General features: G+C 44.9%; 17 protein-coding genes. 12 read left to right on the top strand and 5 right to left on the bottom strand.

Annotated elements, in window-relative coordinates:
* Nucleotides 1–47 precede the first annotated feature (47 nt).
* On the bottom strand, nt 48–1,463 hold the full coding sequence (locus FFM77_RS11575) for a DASS family sodium-coupled anion symporter (RefSeq protein WP_137635922.1): 1,416 nt from the start codon (nt 1,461–1,463) through the stop codon (nt 48–50).
* Nucleotides 1,464–2,014: 551 nt separating this feature from the next.
* Between FFM77_RS11575 and FFM77_RS11570 the strand changes: the two genes are divergently transcribed.
* A complete protein-coding gene (locus FFM77_RS11570) occupies nt 2,015–4,369 on the top strand; it encodes an FAD-binding protein (protein ID WP_137635921.1) in 2,355 nt (784 codons plus the stop codon).
* A 94-nt stretch (nt 4,370–4,463) separates the two neighbouring features.
* Here the strand turns inward: FFM77_RS11570 and FFM77_RS11565 are convergent, their stop codons facing one another.
* Nucleotides 4,464–5,420, bottom strand: coding sequence for a Dyp-type peroxidase (locus FFM77_RS11565; protein ID WP_137635920.1), 957 nt, complete (start codon nt 5,418–5,420; stop codon nt 4,464–4,466).
* 627 nt (nt 5,421–6,047) lie between these two features.
* Here FFM77_RS11565 and FFM77_RS11560 point away from each other — a divergent pair.
* The 3 genes from FFM77_RS11560 (at nt 6,048) to FFM77_RS11550 (ending at nt 8,206) form a co-directional block, all read left to right on the top strand.
* Nucleotides 6,048–6,887 carry a DegV family protein gene (locus FFM77_RS11560; RefSeq protein WP_137635919.1) on the top strand — a complete coding sequence of 280 codons (840 nt, stop codon included), beginning with the start codon at nt 6,048–6,050 and terminating at the stop codon, nt 6,885–6,887.
* 165 nt (nt 6,888–7,052) lie between these two features.
* Nucleotides 7,053–7,781, top strand: coding sequence for an LrgB family protein (locus FFM77_RS11555; protein ID WP_137635918.1), 729 nt, complete (start codon nt 7,053–7,055; stop codon nt 7,779–7,781).
* 8 nt (nt 7,782–7,789) lie between these two features.
* Nucleotides 7,790–8,206, top strand: a complete 417-nt coding sequence (locus FFM77_RS11550; protein ID WP_137635917.1) for a CidA/LrgA family protein — start codon at nt 7,790–7,792, stop codon at nt 8,204–8,206.
* Between the two features lie 655 nt (nt 8,207–8,861).
* Here the strand turns inward: FFM77_RS11550 and FFM77_RS11545 are convergent.
* Complete coding sequence (locus tag FFM77_RS11545; protein ID WP_137635916.1) at nt 8,862–9,413, bottom strand: GNAT family N-acetyltransferase; 552 nt, start codon at nt 9,411–9,413, stop codon at nt 8,862–8,864.
* Between the two features lie 537 nt (nt 9,414–9,950).
* Between FFM77_RS11545 and FFM77_RS11540 the strand changes: the two genes are divergently transcribed.
* Together FFM77_RS11540 and FFM77_RS11535 are read left to right on the top strand one after the other, a co-directional pair.
* Nucleotides 9,951–10,805: a metallophosphoesterase family protein gene (locus tag FFM77_RS11540; RefSeq protein WP_223876830.1), complete on the top strand. Its 855-nt coding sequence runs from the start codon at nt 9,951–9,953 to the stop codon at nt 10,803–10,805.
* Nucleotides 10,806–10,863: 58 nt separating this feature from the next.
* Complete coding sequence (locus tag FFM77_RS11535) at nt 10,864–11,091, top strand: PLD nuclease N-terminal domain-containing protein (RefSeq protein WP_137635914.1); 228 nt, start codon at nt 10,864–10,866, stop codon at nt 11,089–11,091.
* 334 nt (nt 11,092–11,425) lie between these two features.
* Here the strand turns inward: FFM77_RS11535 and FFM77_RS11525 are convergent, their stop codons facing one another.
* Nucleotides 11,426–11,908 (bottom strand): Fur family transcriptional regulator, encoded by a 483-nt coding sequence (locus tag FFM77_RS11525; protein ID WP_137635913.1) that lies wholly within the window; start codon nt 11,906–11,908, stop codon nt 11,426–11,428.
* 191 nt (nt 11,909–12,099) lie between these two features.
* Here FFM77_RS11525 and FFM77_RS11520 point away from each other — a divergent pair, with 191 nt between their 5' ends.
* From FFM77_RS11520 to FFM77_RS11510, 3 genes are all read left to right on the top strand, one after another.
* The gene (locus tag FFM77_RS11520; RefSeq protein ID WP_137635912.1) at nt 12,100–12,780 is read left to right on the top strand and encodes a hypothetical protein; all 681 of its coding nucleotides are present in this window, start codon (nt 12,100–12,102) and stop codon (nt 12,778–12,780) included.
* 596 nt (nt 12,781–13,376) lie between these two features.
* A complete protein-coding gene (locus tag FFM77_RS11515) occupies nt 13,377–13,640 on the top strand; it encodes an AbrB/MazE/SpoVT family DNA-binding domain-containing protein (RefSeq protein ID WP_137635911.1) in 264 nt (87 codons plus the stop codon).
* A 1-nt stretch (nt 13,641) separates the two neighbouring features.
* Nucleotides 13,642–14,034 (top strand): type II toxin-antitoxin system death-on-curing family toxin, encoded by a 393-nt coding sequence (locus FFM77_RS11510; RefSeq protein WP_137635910.1) that lies wholly within the window; start codon nt 13,642–13,644, stop codon nt 14,032–14,034.
* 108 nt (nt 14,035–14,142) lie between these two features.
* On the opposite strand, the gene FFM77_RS11505 is transcribed toward FFM77_RS11510, so the two are convergent.
* Nucleotides 14,143–15,393: a hypothetical protein gene (locus FFM77_RS11505; protein ID WP_223876829.1), complete on the bottom strand. Its 1,251-nt coding sequence runs from the start codon at nt 15,391–15,393 to the stop codon at nt 14,143–14,145.
* 285 nt (nt 15,394–15,678) lie between these two features.
* On the opposite strand from FFM77_RS11505, the gene FFM77_RS11500 reads away from it, so the two are divergent.
* The 3 genes from FFM77_RS11500 (at nt 15,679) to FFM77_RS11490 (ending at nt 17,303) form a co-directional block, all read left to right on the top strand.
* On the top strand, nt 15,679–16,230 hold the full coding sequence (locus FFM77_RS11500) for an NADPH-dependent FMN reductase (protein WP_137635908.1): 552 nt from the start codon (nt 15,679–15,681) through the stop codon (nt 16,228–16,230).
* 57 nt (nt 16,231–16,287) lie between these two features.
* Nucleotides 16,288–16,530 (top strand): hypothetical protein, encoded by a 243-nt coding sequence (locus tag FFM77_RS11495; protein ID WP_137635907.1) that lies wholly within the window; start codon nt 16,288–16,290, stop codon nt 16,528–16,530.
* Nucleotides 16,531–16,643: 113 nt separating this feature from the next.
* A complete protein-coding gene (locus tag FFM77_RS11490; RefSeq protein ID WP_137635906.1) occupies nt 16,644–17,303 on the top strand; it encodes an endonuclease III domain-containing protein in 660 nt (219 codons plus the stop codon).
* Nucleotides 17,304–17,561: the final 258 nt, after the last annotated feature.

Below are 17,561 nucleotides of genomic sequence, written 5' to 3'. Positions count from 1 at the left end.
AGTTAAGTATAGCGTAAATTAGTTTAGGAGCGGTTTTTAATTTTTGATTACCAGAGGCCGATGACCTTGGTCCATAAGAGACCGCCACCGAGCCAGATGACGTTGAAGATAACCCCAATCAGGGCACTTAGCTGCCACCATTCTTTATTAGAAACGTAACCAGTACCGGAAAGCAACGCGGCTGGGCCGGCTGAATAAGGGGTCGTAGATAAATAGATTGACCCGCAAAAGGCCAACATTAAGGCCGCTAATGTATGGGGCACCCCTGCCCCAATCGCTACGGAGAGGAAGCCGGCATACAGGGCGGAGATTTGTGTTGAGACACTTGGGAACATGTAATGTAAGTAGAAGTAAGCTAAGAATAAGATGATTAAGACAAACAGCCAGCTCATCCCGTGCAAGGCGTTACCCAACGTCTTTGAGAACCATGGGAAGAAGCCTAATGTCATGAGCTTTTGAGACATTAACATAATGACTGATAACCACACTAAGATATTCCACGCAAAGCTTTCTTTTAACATATCCTTGGTCGTTAAGACCCCCGTGATTAAGAGGATGACAACCGCAATAAAGCTGACTTCAGTGGCGTCGATACCAATCTTGGTTCCCACGAGCCAGAGCCCAATCGCCAAGACGAAGGTCGTTAACATGATCTTTTCACTCAAGGTCATTTTACCGATTTCTTTTAAGCGGGCATCGGCCCACGCATGGGCATTGGGCGTTTCTTTGACTTCGGGTGGATAGACTTTATAAAGGACGAACGGGATGACTAATAGCGAGAGAATCCCCGGAACACTCGCGGCCGCAAACCATTGTAACCAAGAAACGGTGATCCCTTGCGTCTTAGCTAGACCTAACGCGACCATGTTCCCAGCCAGTCCAGTTAGGAATAAGCCAGAAGTAACGTTATTGATTTCGTATTCGTTAAAGATTAAAAATGAGCCTAATTTACGCTGGGTGCCTTTTTTCGGATCGGAACCCATCTCGTGTGAGAGGTTATCGATGATTGGATACATAATCCCGTTGACCCGGGCGTTGTTACTTGGAATGCCAATGGCTAAAACGGTATCGACGGCTGATAATGCATAAGCTAAGCCCAACGTGTGCTTACCAAATAATTTAACGAAGAGGTAAGCAATCCGTTTGCCTAAACCGGACTTGATGAAGCCAGCGGCCATGAACATACACATCGCGACCATCCAAGCGGTCGAATTCCCAAAGCCCGCCGTGACTTCATCCATCGTAAAGATCCCTGATAAAGTCGCAATGGTGATCCCAATTAAGGTCGTTGCCATCATTGGCAGTGGCTTGGTAATGCAGGCCACGATGGTAGCGACGAAGATGGCAAATAAATGCCAAGCGGCGGTATTAATATCGGTTGGCTTAAATGGTGTCAGCAGCCAGATAGCAATGCCGAGAATTAAAGGTAAGAGAAATGCTTTCCAATTGATTTTACTAATCATAATTTTGAGCCCCTTTATGCTGATGGTTTGAACCATGAATAATGGCAATCACGATCATTGACGCAACCGTCGTCAGTGATCAATTGATAAAAGATTCACATGAATATGGAGATTGAATGCGTTTGCTTAAGATTCATGAGATATCATAACTTTTATTTTGTAATTGTCAATCCTTGGATAGGGGGTAAGACTAATAGATGAGATTGAATAATCATTTAAATGTTGATTTAATAGGAATAATAGAAGAGAAACCCCACGGAATTAATTATTACGACATGGTTTTAAACGTTAAGTGTCGGTTTTAATCTAGTAATATTCATTAATAATATTTATGAATATCAAACAATTATTTAGCTAAAGTAAGCGCTTTACACAATGATAATCAGCCTGTTCAAAAAAATATCAGGCTAATTTAACCTGATATACCAGCCTTTAATCGACTTAATCAAAATTTCACATTGCCTTTTCGTCAAAAGTCGTTATATTGACCTCGTGAACAACCACACGCTGTTAAATGAAATCAGACATAAAACTGAAAAGGACTGTTAACTATGAAATTAGTCGCTATTGTCGGTACGAATGCCGAAAAATCATATAATCGTGAATTACTACATTACATGCAACATCATTTCAGTACCCAAGTCAGCATGACCGTGGCTGAAATTGATCAAGTCCCATTATTTAAAGAACCTAGTAAAGACGCTGAATTACCAGCCGCTGTTCAGACCTTAGCCGATCAAATTGACGCTGCCGATGGGGTCATTATTGGGGTACCTGAATATGATCACGCTGTGCCAGCTGCTTTGAAGAGTGTCATCGAATGGCTCTCCTATAGTGTGCATCCGTTAAATGGCAAACCGCTAATGATTGTCGGCACGTCCTTAGGCATCCAAGGCACGTCGCGCGCCCAAGATGAATTACGGTTAATCTTGAACTCACCTGGCGTTGGGGCGACCGTCTTACCTGGCAATGAATTTATGTTGAGCTTTGCACCGAAAGCCTTTGATGACCAAGGGTGCTTAGTTGACCAAAAGACGATTAGTTTCTTGGAAAGTTGTTTTGCGCATTTCACGCAATTAGTTAAAATGCAAAACGGTACGCCCGCGTTGGCCGTTAAATGGCAAGGCAATTATGATGTGATCGTGTTAGGCTTTGGGGGTGCCGGAGCCTCGGCTGCCCGGTTTGCCGCTGACAATGGCGCGCGGGTCTTAGTTGTTGAAACGGCACCTTATGGTCGTGAAGGTGGGAATACCCGTTATTCTGCCCAACACGTGGTCATGGGTGAAAGCTTAAAAGACTTGACCGATTACTATCACGGCTTGAATGGGTCGTTCGTCACCCCAGAAAAGACTTTGCAGGCTTATCTACGTGGGATGAGCCAGATTCCCGCTTACTTTGAAAATTACTTAGGCATTAAAGCTGTTAGCTGGAAGCATGATGTTAAGCCTGGCGATGCGGTTGATATGAAGAAGACGATGGCGGAATACCCAGAACTAAAGGGTAGCGAGACCGTTGACTTTGCGCTGGTCCACAAACGTGACAAAGACGCTGGCTTGTGGAAAGTCTTACGGCAACAAGTCATGGATCGGACCGACAAGATTGATATTTGGTTGGATTCCCGGGCTCAAAAGTTGATTCAAGAACCTGGTACTGGCATTATTCGTGGCGTGCAAATCAAACGTCACGATCAAGTGATCAATGTGCATGCGAAGAATGGGGTCGTCTTAGCGATGGGCGGCTTTGAAAATAACCCTGAACTCGTCCAGACTTACTTGCATAGCAAGCGCTTAACGCCATTAGGTACGCTCTATAACCGTGGTGATGGGGTTAAGATGGCCCAAACGGTAGGGGCCAAGATGTGGCATATGGCCAACTATGAATCACACGGTGTTTTGCCAGGTTTGACCTTTAAAGAAGCTGATAATGAACGTGGTCGGCAATTGAACTGGCCATTATTGAAGCAAGGAAGTATCTTAGTGACCGCTGATGACGGGACCCGTTACTTCCCAGAAGACTCACCACATCGGCATGGTCATATTAAGACCCATGGCTCATGGTTGATTCCGATGAAGAATTTGCATCCATACTTGGTCTTTGATCAAGCTCAATACAATGACTTCAAGCAAGAATTAGCCGCTAACGGTCGGTTACCTTACCCCGAATTTATGGATAAATTGATCTCCGCGGATTCTTTAGCTAAATTAGCCACCCAAATGGACGTACCAGCTGATAATCTAGCAAAGACTGTCGCTCGCTTTAATCAATTTAAAGCAGCCGGTGAAGATTATGAATTTGGCCGGCACGTTGAGAGTATGCGGGCCTTTGACGATGGGCCTTACTATGCGATTGCGGTCGCTAACGATGTCTTGAATACCCAAGGTGGGCCTGAACGCAACGAAAAGGCGCAAATCTTAGGTGTCAATGATCAACCGATTCCACATCTTTATGGTGCCGGTGAACTCGGTGGAATTGTCTCAAACTGTTACCAAGGTGGCGGTAACTTAGCGGAATGTTTAATTTTCGGTAAGCTAGCCGGCGAACAAGCGGCAACTGCAAAGGCCGATGCCGATGATGTCGATGCCGATGACGTCAACGGGGTCAATGATATTGTAGATACCGAAAATGCAGCCAAAGTCGATCTTGGCGCTGATCAGTATTTAGGCAGTTCCAACAGTGGCTTAGGTGGTAAGATCACCGTGCGGGTCACGTATCGCGCTAAGCAGATTGAAAATGTTGAAGTTGTTCAACATCATGAAAGTGAAGACGTTGGCTTAGTCGCAGTTGACCAGTTGCCAAAAGAAATCGTGGCCGCTAATTCGACCGATGTTGATGCGATTTCTGGTGCATCGGCTTCTAGTCGAGCGATTAAAGAAGCCGTTCAGGATGCGTTGAAACAAGTCAAATAAGGGTTTAGTAAACTGATGGGTTAAAAAAAAATAGTCTTGCAGAAATTACCGAAATTTCTGCAAGGCTATTTTTGTTCTCTGAAGGAAATAAGGTTTAGTGGAAGTCGTCGTCAGCGATTTGCGCGAGTAGATCACGGGACGGAATGAAGAATAATTGACCAGACAGCAATTTAGAGAAGGTCAATAAAAAGTCACCTTGATCCAGCATGTTTTGTAACATCCCTTTAGTAACGGTCCAGTGCCGCGCATAGCCAATAAAGTAGGTGCCGGTATTACCAGCGGCGGGGTTGGAGAATGGCACATTCATCCGTACGATTTTTTGTTCCACACCGTCTACTTCGAATTTGGAAGCGACGTTATGCGCATTCTTGAATTTATCTTTGTCAGCTAATTCAAAGTCGCTGAACTTTTCACGCCCCACGGCTTTTTCCTGATCTTCAGTCGACATGTGTTCCCATACGGGCATATCATGCTGCCATTTTTGCGCAAAGGCATATGAACCATTTTCAAAGGTGGCGTCTTCATCGCCAATCAAAGCGTAATCAGCGGCGTCTTCCACCGCTGGCGCTTCCGTGCCGTCAATAAACCCAATAATGGCCCGGCCTTCGAAATAACGGAACCCCTTAGTCTCATCGACAACGGTTGTAATGTCGTCTAGAACCCGCCGGAATTGTGTCTGGCATTCGTAGACAATCGCTTCATTGCTAGCGCGAATATGGAAGAAGAGGTCACCAGCTGAGGCCGGCATCTGATAGTTAGGTCCAGTTAAGGTCGTGTAAGTTTCTAATTCTTGGGGTTTCGGCGCATTGGGGAATAAATAATCCCATGCAGCGTTACTCAGACCGATACTGACTTTGAGCTGCGACCCCGATTCGGGCTTAGCATCGCGAATCCGCAATGAGCGAATAATCGCTTGCGACCGATCTGCAAATTCTTGAAATACAGCTTGTGCTTGGGCTTGATCTTGACGCGTTAAGCTTAAAACGGTGAATTGAACATGTTCGCCGACATCTTTCCAGACATCTTGGGCGTGACTTGGTGCAATTGGCATAATTATCCCTCCAACACTTGTAGTTGAGTTCAGCGTAACCGGTTAGTGGGCTAGCGTCAATTAAAGTGAAATGTTTGGGTGGGGTTGTTTCGGTGAGTTGTTGTTTTTTCTGAAACGTGTTCACGAAGACTGCTGGTTCCGCTTGCTACGCTATGTCACTCACTCGGAAAGCCCGCCGAGTCAGTGACATAGCTAGGCAATGCTCACCAGCACCCCGTCTTCGTTCACACTCTAAAAAAACCACCATCCGGGGAAGATGGTGGAAAAGGGAAGTGGGACTTAAATTAGGTTGTGCACACACATGATTCATTACTTTTGGGAGAAGTAAATGAATTCAAAAGTTAGGGCGTCGTTCGGAAACGGGGATTTCCTAATTGACTATGGACATAGTATAACGGCGGTTTTTGAAGAAACTGTGACATCATGCAGCCAAAACAGTGATGTGTTCTTGAAAAAGCAGTGCTGGGTGTGGGTTAAAAGTTGTGTTTTACAAAGTTTATAACTAAATTGTGATCGTCGCTTCGTTTTGATACTTGCTAAACGTTGTTATCACGGGCTTTAAAACGGTTGATGAAACTGTGAATGCTATAATAGCCAGCAAAACAACTTGAAAGCGTGGCGTCAATTATGACAATTAAAATCGTGACGGATTCATCGGTCCAACTTACCCCGGCCGAGATCAAACAGTATGAGATTCACATTGTGTCGTTAATGGTGGGATTTGATGGAAATTTGGTTGCCGATGATACCATTTCACGGGCTGATTTTGACCGCAAGATGGCCGCTAGCGATTTGTTGCCAACCACTAGTCAGCCGGCGATTGGGTCATTTGTGGATTTGTACGACCATTTGACCGCGGATGGCAGTACCGTCTTGTCGCTGCATTTAACCGAAACCCTGAGTGGCACGGTCAATGCGGCGCGGCAAGCGGCCCAACTGGCTAAAGGCCACGTGATTGTGATTGATACTAAGTCGGCCGATCGTGGCATGGCCTTTCAAGTCTTGACAGCTGCCCGCATGGCGCATGCTGGAGCAGACTTGGAGGCCATTATCGCTAAGATTGACGTGATTCGTGCGCAGACCCACGTGTATTTGTTCGTGGATACGCTGGATAATTTGGTTAAAGGTGGCCGGGTACCGAAAATCGCCGGCATGGTGACTAACTTAATTAAGTTGAAGTTTGTCTTTGAAATCGTCGATGGTAAGTTGAAGCTTTACACCCGTGGTCGCGGGAAGAAAGCCTTGATTAAAGCCCAAGCCCAAATCTTAAATGACCTAGCTGATGTGACCCGGGTTGAAGCGGCGGGAATTTCGTATGTCGGTGACGATGAGGTGGCTAAAGCCCCCCAAGCGTTAGTTGAAGAAGTCGCGCCGCAAGCGGATTTATTAGTTGAGCGGACGAGTCCAATTATTGCGACTCATACGGGACTTGGGGCGTATGCTTTGATGTTTTATGTAGTTGATTAAATTCTTCCTATCATTATTTACTTTTGTTTGCTATAATTAAAACATAATATTTAGAGTCGTGTTGGCGCACTGCTCGAGCCTAACCACCATGGTAAATGATGACTAGACCCGATGTGGGGCGCCTTTTTTGTAACTTTGATTTCACAAAAGAAAGTAGGAAATTATGTGACTTATCTTCTCAATAATCCATTCTTTGGCATCGGGCTATCCGTGCTAGTCTATGGGATTGGCGAGTATTTCTATCATAAAACGAATCGGTTTGTATTATTCCAACCCTTATTTTTTGGAATGCTGCTCGGGATTGGTTTGCTGGTATTGATTGCGTCGGCCCTGCAAGCACCGTTGCACAAAGTTTATCAAGCGTATCAAGTTGGTGGCGATTGGTTATTTTGGTTTGTGGCACCGGCTACCGTTTCCTTTGCGGTGCCGTTGTATAAGCGAAATGATATTTTTAAGAAGTATTGGGATGTGATTTTGATTGCCTTATTTTTAGGCCTATTATTATCACTCTTTGGGATTTATGCCGTATCGATGTTACTTGGTTTGACCGATGCGGCACTTGGTGCGATGTTGGTTCAAGCGGCGACCACGGCGATTGCGTTACCAGTCGCCGCATCGGTTGGTGGCGATCAAGCAATTGCGGCGTTTGCAGTCATTTTGAACTCCGTCTTGATTTATGCGTTGGGTGATCATTTTATTCGGTGGTTCAAACTGCACAAGAATCCGTTAGGCGCGGGCTTAGGTTTTGGCATTGCGGGTAATGCGGTTGGCGCGACAAAGGCGATTGAAGTGAGTGAAGCGGCTGGGGCGACTGGCGCGATTGCGTTCGTCGTGGCCGGTATCTTAGTGAACTTTATGGTGCCGGGGTTCGCACAGTTAATCGGGTTAGGTTAGGAGGACTTATGAAAAATAAAGGCAAATTTATTAAGCAAATCATGATTTACGGTTTGATTCTATTAGCTAGTAGTTTGATTTCGGAATTGGTTAATCAAATCTGGCCAGGATTTCCGATGCCGCCCGCCTTAATTGGAATGATCATGTTATACCTATTGTTAACATTGAAAATCGTCAAGCTCGAACAAGTGGAAGGCGTTAGTAATTTCTTCGTACAAATCATTAGTTTGGTTTTTATTCCGTCCGGGATTGCATTAGTGACGAAGCTGGATGTGTTAAAAGCAGAAGGGGTTCAGATTATCATTGTGATTGTGATGTCGACGTTGATGTTGTTGCTATTTACCGCGGGGATTGCGTGGGGTTTGGTACAGCTTAAGGAACGCTGGTCGAAACGTGGTGACGTGGTTGAGATGGAAGAAGAATAGGGACGTTAGATTTGGGTGGTGAACGATTTACTGAGATTGTGAGTAGATGGCGCACCAGTCGGATTTAAGGTTGGTGGTCGACTTGGCTCCGTTTGGGGCTGGGGCGGCCTTTTTTTGTGGATTTTATAAATCTGGCTGAAACGTGCTCACTCAGACTGCCAGTTCCGCTTGCTACGCTAAGCCAAGCCAACCACTCGGAAAAAGCACCGAGTACTTGTCTTGGCTAGGCAATGCTCATCCCCAACCCGTCAAACCTCACAGGCTACAAATTTGCTGAAACGTGCTCACTCAGACTGCCAGTTCCGCTTGCTACGCTAAGCCAATCACTCGGAAAGTTCACCGAGTACTTGTCTTAACTAGGCAATGCTCACTGTCAACCCGTCTGAGTGACCACTCTACAAAAAAAGCCACCACATCAGGGGATGCAGTGGTCAAGGAGTAGGAAACATCAAAGTGGGGGCTTTGATGAACCCCATTCATAAGGCTTGGGGGAGTCTATGAATGAAAGTGATCGCACCGGCATTATGGCAGCAACACCGGCTGTGATCTAAAAACTAAAGAATATTAAGGATTGATAGTCAGTTCGACACTTTCTATCAATCTGCGACTATTATAATTGCAAACGCTACCGGCTGCAACTAATTGCGCTGATTGATTAGTTAAATTTTATGCGTGGCTGGAAATCTTCGGCAAATAACCCCATGCTATATAGGTCTAGACGTTGGCCGTCACGCTTGATAGCACGCTGATTCGTGCCTTCAAATTCGAAGCCGCTATTCTGATAAACAGAAATGGCAGCTTGGTTAGTTGAAATGACGTCCAAACAAACCTTATATAGATTTAACTCATTGAAACCATAATTAAGCATCAAATTTAGAGCTTCCGTGCCATAGCCGTGACCCCGATCATCGGCATCCCCAATTGCCAATCCCAACTGGCAAATCTGGTTATGCCAGTCGATGTTGAACAACGTCACAAATCCCAACAGACGGTCGTCATCCAAAGCGCGAATATGGAAGTAAAATTCAGTATCACGGTTAAGGTTGCGGTAAGTTTGTTCTAAGTCTTCCCCGGACAATGGCCGTGCTGGCATGGTGTCCAGATTACGGACAAACGTACCATCAGTATACCAATCACTAATCTCATCGAAATCTTCTGGCTGTGGCACAGCCAAAGCCACACGTGGGCCGACAAAAATATTTTTCAAAATAATCCCTCACTTGTTTTACTAATTAGACCTATCATAGCCCACTCCGTTTTAAATCGCTACTGGTAATGATTGCCACGCTGGTTGGAAGCCAAGATTCAGTCTTCCAAGCCAGACTTTATTTAAGTTGGGAAACCACCGACTAAGATAAACACCACCACTGAGCCAATTTTGGCCTGCCCAGCGTTAACTAACGAGAATAAAAAAATTAATGATTGATTATTTGAAGGTCAGTCACTTAGCCGAGAGGTTGGTTCCTAAAATGCTCAGCCGTGTCGTTGGCCTTAGTGCGAGTGGTCTGCTCGGACTTAGGCCAAGGCCAGTTTTGAAGACCGTACTTTGGCTTCAAAATGGCCCATGGCGTTCCAGCATTTTAGGAACCAACCGGTAGGCGGCAAGTTTAACTAATCTCGGTTATCTTTAGATTAGCAAAACATAAAATTTACAATTATTTTACAGGATAGCTTGTTAAAAATTTACGTCTGATTAGTATGCTGAAGTTAACCATTTGGTGAATCCTAGAGTAGAGAAGTGATTATGGTGCAACGTTTGCATATTGTTCAGATTTCAGATACCCACTTGACCCCGCATGGCGACGTGCCAGCGCATCAGCAGCAGACTGATCCGTGGTCCAAACTAACGGCAATTATCCAAGATATTCGAACGTTGCCGTATGAGCCGGATCTGATCGTATTTACGGGTGACTTGATGCATGGTGGTTCTGCGGATGACTATCAGCGGCTGCATGGTGTCGTGCATATGATGAAGGCTGAGTTTAACTGCCATGTCCGGGTCTTGCTTGGCAATCATGATAACCGCCAAGCCTTTTATGAGGGATATCTACCAGCAGATCCGGGGCCATACTATGCTAATCGGATGCGGATTGGTAACAATGATTTTTACTTTTTAGACTCCAAAATTAGTGGCTATGAAGCTGGTTGGGTGTCCGCGTCACAACTACAATGGCTGGGTAAACATTTACGCCAGGCGCCGACAAAACGCGCCTTTATCTTCCTACATCATCCGCTCGATGGACCGACGATGAGTAATATGCATTACGCGATTTTACAGAACACCTCCGAATTATTATCAGTTTTGCGCGGTCATAATATTGGTGGGGTCTTTTCAGGCCATGTCCATTTTCCGACTGAATATCTGATTGGCGACCACGTGCTTAATGTGGTCGCCGGTTCGGCAGCGTATGATATTGATTGTACTGATCCGCAGTTACATGAGGTGCGCGAAAGCAGTAGTTATCAGATTATTACGGTTGATCGCGGCCAGGTCGGGGTCACGGTGCGGCAATTATTGCAGTTACCTACCGTCATTGATACGATTCAAGTCCCTTCCACGAAGTTTTTGACGAAACGACCACCGGAAATCTTTGCTTGATAGCGTTTACAATTCAAACAGCGTATAATGATAGCAATTAGATGAGGGGGTTGATAACATGTCACCACATTGTCGTTTTCAGCATCATGCCCAGTTGTCACGGCGCGTTCGACAACGGATTGCCCCGTTTGCGGCGTTTGAATTTACAGCGACTAGTATTGCGATTGCCGATATTCTGCGGGCTAAGTCAGTCCGGCGCGGCCATAAGCTTGGCTGGTTGTTATTAACATTTGTGCAACCGATTGGCCCGTGGCTTTATTTTGCCTTTGGTCAAGCCCACGACTAGTCCCATATCAAAAAACGATTTTGGTTAAGTTTAGCCAAAATCGTTTTTTTAGTGCGAACGAACATAGTGCATCTTTATTTAAGGATCCATTATGGCAGAACATTAAAGCCGTTAAACAGCATCATTTGTATCAATATGGCGATGTCAGCAGTTGGCAGTATTCCAGGCCGATTGCGTATTCACAAATGATTGAGATGGTTTTAAAAGCGTTATCAGCTTAGATTAGTTTGGCAACTTTGCTAACAGCTTATCCTGGGTCCATTAAACGATTTGTGACCAACAGAAAAGCCATCCAGCAGTTGTGACTGGATGGCTTTTTAGCATGTAATTTGGACTAGTCGACATGTGATAAGTTTAAGCGCCGGAGCTCTGCCGTGCGCGTGACGCCGAGTTTCTTTTGACAATCAGGGCATAGACCGTAGACTTCCATATTATGACTTGTGACTAAATAGCCAGAAAGTTCGGCGGCCTTAGCTTCAACCCCGGAGAGATCTGGTTCAAAGACATCAGTAATCTTACCGCAGTTTTCACAGACAACGTGATAATGTGGGCGACCGAAGAAGTCGTAATGAGTCCCAGCGTCACCATTCTGCAGTTCGATGACGATCCCTAAATCAACAAATAATTTTAACGTATTATAAACGGTTGCCAGGCTTAGATTAGGTAATTGCGTATCGAGCGCTTGGTAGATCGTTTCAACGGACGGGTGATTGTGATGGGTGACCAGATACGTCAAGATGATCTGACGTTGTGGGGTGACCCGAATCTTATGGTCTTTGAGTTCTTGAATTGCTTGGGTTAACATATCTGCTGCCACGATGCGGTTCCTCCTTTACCGATTTATTCACCCTTATTAAACCACACTTTTTAGAAGGATTCCAATTTAGAAACGTTACCAAATTAAACTTTTGACAAAATTAAATAACGACTTCGGCATTTGGGGTTGCGATGTGCCGTTGAAAGTCGGTAAACTAGCGTCATCATAACGGTGATTGGGAGGGGATTAAAATGACACAATCAATTGTACCGGCATTACCAGCAGCACGGATTCAATATGAACGATGGTATCAGTTGGGCTTACAGGCAGTTTTGAACGCAACGACTAGCTTAAAACAACTTCAAGCTGACAGTGCAACGGGTCAGATTAGTGCCTTTCCACGGTTTACAATTCTTTGTGTCGTTCATCATGGCGATGACCAAGTCGCGGCGATTAAGCAAGCGGCATTGGCTTTAAAAGTCGTGCCAATTGAAGTTGATATTAGTCATGACCAAGTTGCTTTAACTTTTGGCCTGAACTGGTTACAAGCTGGTTTGCCGGTCTGGCAGCCGACTGATGCGCGCGTGTTGCATTTGTATGATGGCTTATTGACGAACTTACTAGAAACCCCATTTCAACCAATCACTGCCATGCAAGTGACAGTCAGTGACTTAGCTACGGCGCGATTGCAGCCTAGCACGCAAGCGCCAGCTCGGATTGCCGTTCAACCAAGTTTTCATAATTACGGTGTTGACTTAGCTGCTGGTGGCTTGTTAAGTGTTGTCGTTGCACCAGCCTTGCAGTGGCAATCTAGACCCAATGGCTTGCTGCAAGCACGAGGGTATGCCGGTGACGAGGCTGAAGAATTATGTAGCCGGGCTACCGATCATAAGATTATTCCGTTTCCAAAAGGATCGCGTGCATGTTCCTAGAAAATAAGATTATGCTTGGCAATAACGTTGGTAGTGCACTTAGAAAAAGTACCATCCGGATAGTCAGTGATTACGCTTGGTGCTAGTTGGCTTAAATTGCCACTCTGGTTGGGCCAGAATCGGCTGGAACGTGGTGGCCACGTTTTTGAGCCACAGAGCGGTCTCAAAAGCCGGGTTTTATCTAAGGCCGGAAAATCACCGACCAAGATAAACGACACCACTGAGCCAATTCTGACCCGCCCGGCGTTAACTAACGGGGATTGACAAATTAACGATTGATTATCTTCAGTTCGATTATTTAGCCGAGAGGTTGGTTCCTAAAATGCTCAGCCGTGTCGTTGGCGTTCCAGCGTTTTAGGAACCAACCGGCAGGCGGCAATTTTAACTAGCACCAAGCGTAGTGGTTTTATAGCACCATTGGTAAAACGTTCAGAATGCCCGCTAGCCGTGGTGGCTTTTTAGGTGTGCTGTTGGTGAATAGCGAAGTTAGCTTCAGTGAAGTCGATTTGACTAATTTAGAAATAGTTCGAGTGAAAATATAGACGTATATATGTATAGATTGTATAATGGCTGTAAATATGACGGAGGTGGTATTCATGAGTGAGAAGGCTTTTGAGAAAAGTACCCAACGACAAGTAGCAAAATTTGGTAATTCACTAGCGGTTACTATCCCAGCGGACTTTGCGGCGGCGTTACAGTTGAAAAAGGGTGATACCGTGACCGTCTCAATGAATTCAGACAAAACTTTGAAACTTGATGCAAATGCTGTGATTTCACAGCAGAAACTTGCTGGCCTGGTTGATCAAGCGATGGCGCAATACCAAGGGGCACTTGATATATTAGCGGAGAGCGATAAGTAATATGAAATATTTAAACGAACGCGATTTAACCTATATTAACGCTCGTATCGTTACACAAAATAATGAAACACCGTTTGTCCGCAACCCTGAAGGACTATCATCATTAGTTAGTCTGCCACAGCAGGACTTTTTCGGCATGAGTCCGTATCCGTCTTTTGAATCCAAAGTTGGTATTATCTTTATTAAACTGATTAAGCTACATTGCTTTGAAGATGGTAATAAACGGACTGCTGTGTTGACCCTGCAAATTCTTTGCAACGCTAACGATTATCAGATTACTTTCAGTGATGAAGAATTGGCTGCCTGGACTATCGAAATCGCTAAAACTGCTGATAGTGACTTGAAATACGATGATATCTATAAAAAATTAGAATCTCATATTAAAAAACTATAAGCTAAGACAGGATTATTAGTGGACACCATTATAGAATCACTTTAGGCTATCGAGATAATTAAAGCAGCTCACTTGATGTCATAATCAGGTAAGCTGCTTTTAATGATCTTATTTTTCTTCAGTTGTCGCACTGAGTTTGTTAGCGACGATGGCCGTTTGTGACCAAACTAAGAGTTGGGCTTGAATGTTTTCTAGAATCTTCATGCCGAGCTGATAATCACGTTCGGAACCAATGCTGTTAAAACTCAACGTACAAGTTCCGGCAAAGGTGCTAGCGGCAATCTCCATAGCGGGGGTTGGTCGAAAGGCCCCTGAGAAGACACAATTGACCACGTTGAGCCCGTGGAACTGTAACTTTTCTTGGTCAACGACACCAAAATTCGTATACGTTAGTGGCTGATGCGCCAGCCAACGATTGGCCATCTTACGCATCACGCCGACTGGCATCGCATGATTCATCTTTTGCAAGTTAGTCAGCCGATATAAGAAAGCCGCATGGGCACGTTCAGTTGCTAGCAAGTCATGAACATGTTGAACTAGTGCTGTGAATGGGGCATCAACATCGACTTTGATATTCAAATAAACGGTGCCAGTCAAGTTCGCGATGCGCGTGACATTGGCTTCGGCCGTTGTGAAGTGGCGGAAGTTAATCGGACAAGGTAAGGTGATTGTGGTATGTCCGGTTAAGACCTGTAATGCTTTGGCATAGGCTGCTAAGATGGCTTCACTAATGCCGACATCTTGGGCTTTGGCAACTTGGCGCACGCGCATAAATTGCTTGCTCGTCAACATGATATGACCAATGTGGCGGAGGTTGATACCTTGATAATGTGGTAATTGCACCGTGTTCAACGGTAAATCCGCATGCGCCCGTGGCCGGTGAAATTGCCGTTGCAACTTGGTAATCACGGGTCGTAACCGGCGTTCATTGCTGATGGCCGCTAGATCGTCATGATTGTACGCCTGAGCAAGTAAGTATAGGTATTCTTTGAACCCAACGCCATCGGTTAGAAGATGGCTCATATATGCTTGTAAAACATCATATTGATCGTGATGGATAACGAATAGTTGGAGTTGTGGTCCGGTAGTTAAATTAAAAGCAAAATTTTCTGGACTATAAGGACTTTGGGCTTCGACAACGAGGTCATCAACTTGTTGCGAGGTGACTTCAAAGCGGTTGTGGTCAGCTTGATATTGCGCAAAAATTTCGGGGACGATTTGCGCCGAAGCTAGGACTGCCGCTTTAAGTCGTTCGACATCGATTTTACTAGAAAAGACGATTCGCGACCGCATTAAAGGCACGGTGGTATCTGTCATGAGCATATTCACAAAGTCTAGTACTTCACCACGATAATACACGTTAAAACCCCCGATCAAATTCTCTATCAGCTAGTATAACAGACTGATTATGTGGGGGCTGGGTGGGATACTTAGCTTTGAAAAAAGTTAAGAAACAAGCAGATTTTTGGTGGTGGTTAAGTGGTTAATTTTGATATGTGGTGGTTTGCAGTATTGAGGTAAGAAAAGCGGTAAAAAAAGGGGTTAAGGCATGAAAAAATTAACTCAAACTTGTAACCGGTTCCGCCCGAGAGTAAAAAAAGGCGTATACTAAAAGTAAATACATTTAAAGGAGCTTTAATTAACATGAAAATTGTGGCCCTCGTCGGTAGTATCCGACATGCATCCTATAATCAAAAATTAGCGGAATTTGTTCAAAAGCGGTATAGTGACCAGTTTGATATGACGATCCCAGCTTTACGAGAGTTGCCCTTTTATGACCAAGATATTGAACTTGAAGCACCCCAAACGGTAACGGCGCTCAAAAAAGCTGTTATGCAAGCAGATGGGGTCATTTTTGTGACACCCGAATATAACCATAGTATTCCTGGCGTGCTAGAAAATGCGATTGATTGGTTGTCACGGGTTGAGCATCCCTTAAAAGGTAAACCAGTGATGATTTTAGGTGCGACAATGGGTCCGCTGGGGACAGTGCGCGCACAGGGGACTTTGCGGCAAATCTTAGACTCGCCCGGTGTGGCTGCCCGAGTTTTGCCAGGAAACGAATATTTAATGGGTTTAGTCCAGAATAAATTTAATAATGCGGGCCAGTTAACAGATCAAGCATCGATTGATTGGTTGGATCACTGCATGAAGAATTATCTGAGCTTTGCTCAAGCGTTGGCTACTGAAAAGTAAGCCAACTCGCCGCTAATGACGACGATTAATCTTAATTAATTTGAGGAGCGGAAACTGATGAATAGAGAACGTAAGTTGATTTATGTGATTTTGAACGATGAAGATGTCGATTATGAACTTGAAGAACAAGATACCCAATACGTGGTTTATATTCGCCGTCAAAAAGGTGATTCACGGGAATTAAAGGTTGTCAGCAAAGAAATTAAGCAATTATTCGATGACGCTGACTTGAATTACGACGAAAGCGTTAAGTCCGATGACAAAAAAGCGGATATCGTGTTAACGGTTCAACGCAGCTAATCTGGCTCGGTAAGCTGGACTTACCGAACCCATGTCAATTAAATTAGTTGAAAAACTAAAGAGTCAGACATACGATGTGTGTCTTGGCTCTTTTTTTGTACAGGAGGGAAAAAATGACAATCGATGATTTATATCAGGCTTTACTAACTGACTTAGGTCCAAGACACTGGCTGGAACCCGGTGTTGCGCCGGCAGAGACGCCGTGGGAAATCTTATGGGGCGGCGTACTGGTTCAAAATACGAACTGGCGCAATGTCGACTATGCATTAGCGAACTTGAAAGCGGCCACACAGTTTGACCCACAGCAACTCTTGGCGTTATCAACGACGGAGCTAACCGCGCTAGTCAAACCCGCGGGCTTCTATACGCGGAAGGTACCGACTTTACAGGGCTTGGCTACTTGGGCTAAGCAGTATGACTTTAACTTAACGACCATGCGTCAATTACCGGCTGTTCAACTGCGACGGGAGTTAAAGGCGCTGAAGGGTATTGGGGATGAAACAGCGGATTATTTCTCGATGTATGTGTTTAATAACCCGACGATCATTGTTGATACATACTTACGCCGGTTATTCGCTTGGTTAGGTCAAGACTTGCCCAGCGGTTATCTGAAGGCACAAGCTTTAATTGAGCACGCCTGGACGTATGATTTTGCCCATGCTCGGGAATTGCACGCGTTAATTGTGGACTATGGCAAGCAAGTTAAGACGACCGCTGCATTTGAAGCCTCAGCATTGGCTGGTCAGCGGTTACTGTTATTGCCACAACCTTAGTCTATTATGGCTAAATGGTTTCGAAGAGTCTGGAATTTAATGAAAATAGTGGTTCAGAAATGAGTTTGAAATTTCTGAACCACTATTTTTATCACCAAAATACGCTTGGTGCTAGTTGAAATTGCCGCCTGCCGGTTGGTTTCTAAAACGCTGGAACGCCATGGGCCATTTTGAAGCCAAGGCTGAGGTGTACCCCAAAAGTTGGAACACAATCTGAGGTGTTCTGATAATGGATAAAATGAGCGTAGATACCCAGCT

The sequence above is a fragment of the Lactiplantibacillus songbeiensis genome (assembly GCF_005405125.1).
Classification (GTDB): domain Bacteria; phylum Bacillota; class Bacilli; order Lactobacillales; family Lactobacillaceae; genus Lactiplantibacillus; species Lactiplantibacillus songbeiensis.
Note: the sequence above shows the minus strand (reverse complement) of the source record. Positions and strands in the feature narration are given on the sequence as shown.

Coding starts and splice junctions, on each gene's coding strand:
- FFM77_RS11570 (WP_137635921.1), top strand. CDS start 2,015: ATGAAATTAGTCGCTATTGTCGGTACGAATGCCGAAAAATCATATAAT.
- FFM77_RS11495 (WP_137635907.1), top strand. CDS start 16,288: ATGAATAGAGAACGTAAGTTGATTTATGTGATTTTGAACGATGAAGAT.
- FFM77_RS11490 (WP_137635906.1), top strand. CDS start 16,644: ATGACAATCGATGATTTATATCAGGCTTTACTAACTGACTTAGGTCCA.
- FFM77_RS11565 (WP_137635920.1), bottom strand. CDS start 5,420: ATGCCAATTGCACCAAGTCACGCCCAAGATGTCTGGAAAGATGTCGGC.
- FFM77_RS11550 (WP_137635917.1), top strand. CDS start 7,790: ATGAAAAATAAAGGCAAATTTATTAAGCAAATCATGATTTACGGTTTG.
- FFM77_RS11515 (WP_137635911.1), top strand. CDS start 13,377: ATGAGTGAGAAGGCTTTTGAGAAAAGTACCCAACGACAAGTAGCAAAA.
- FFM77_RS11520 (WP_137635912.1), top strand. CDS start 12,100: ATGACACAATCAATTGTACCGGCATTACCAGCAGCACGGATTCAATAT.
- FFM77_RS11510 (WP_137635910.1), top strand. CDS start 13,642: ATGAAATATTTAAACGAACGCGATTTAACCTATATTAACGCTCGTATC.
- FFM77_RS11560 (WP_137635919.1), top strand. CDS start 6,048: ATGACAATTAAAATCGTGACGGATTCATCGGTCCAACTTACCCCGGCC.
- FFM77_RS11500 (WP_137635908.1), top strand. CDS start 15,679: ATGAAAATTGTGGCCCTCGTCGGTAGTATCCGACATGCATCCTATAAT.
- FFM77_RS11535 (WP_137635914.1), top strand. CDS start 10,864: ATGTCACCACATTGTCGTTTTCAGCATCATGCCCAGTTGTCACGGCGC.
- FFM77_RS11575 (WP_137635922.1), bottom strand. CDS start 1,463: ATGATTAGTAAAATCAATTGGAAAGCATTTCTCTTACCTTTAATTCTC.
- FFM77_RS11540 (WP_223876830.1), top strand. CDS start 9,951: ATGGTGCAACGTTTGCATATTGTTCAGATTTCAGATACCCACTTGACC.